Here is a 700-nt window from a genome sequence, read left to right as displayed (position 1 = left end):
ACCTTTTTCCCGAAATCCTTCAGTTTTTGGACAGATACCGCCCATTCAGAGCAATGATTTAAACGTGGTTGGTGTATAAACAATCTTACTGTGCTAAATTCAGATCCGAGTTCAAACACTGGTAAGGCACCTAAAGCATAAATCATTAGCTGATAGTTATTTTCCGCGTCTACCCGAACGCCGCGCCCGAATTTCAGATCGTGGATCTGCAATTCATCGCCATTAATAATTATGGCGTCTGCGGTTCCGAAGGAATTACGGACGCCGACAACATGCGAAAAATCTACGCGTTGCTCAATGTGTAGAGTATTTCCTTGCGCCGCCGCTAAGACCGTATCTATATAGGTCTGGATCGGCTCCGCCATGTCGTCGGTAATTGTCCATCCTTCGATAGTTTCGCCTACGTAGTCCGAAGCGCATCGCTTCGAGAAATTAGGCCGGGTCTTTACCCATGACGGGTTAAGCGCGCGAAGAACAGCTTCAGCTACAGCGTGCGCGGCTGTGCCCTCTGCGGCGTGTGGAGAGATGGACTCAGGAATCCCCCGTTCGGCGGCCAGGCTAGCGGGGCATTCCATCCATTTATGAGCACCGGACGGGCTTAACCGTGCGTGGCTAGCCATTTTTGAGGCTCGCCAGCTCTTTGTATAACGTAGGCAAATGCGCCGCCGTGATGTCGCTCAGGCGCTTAGCGTCGTCGAAC

General features: G+C 51.6%; 1 protein-coding gene. It reads right to left on the bottom strand.

Features of this window, described 5'->3' with window-relative positions; translation table 11 throughout:
- A partial coding sequence (locus N1032_RS25450; protein ID WP_259543381.1) for a DUF2800 domain-containing protein occupies positions 1-620 on the bottom strand: 620 nt, incomplete at its 3' end.
- Positions 621-700 lie beyond the last annotated feature (80 nt).

The sequence above is a fragment of the Herbiconiux daphne genome, from assembly GCF_024979295.1.
GTDB classification, from domain to species: Bacteria; Actinomycetota; Actinomycetes; order Actinomycetales; family Microbacteriaceae; genus Herbiconiux; species Herbiconiux daphnes.
This window is presented reverse-complemented; position numbering and strand designations above follow the sequence as displayed.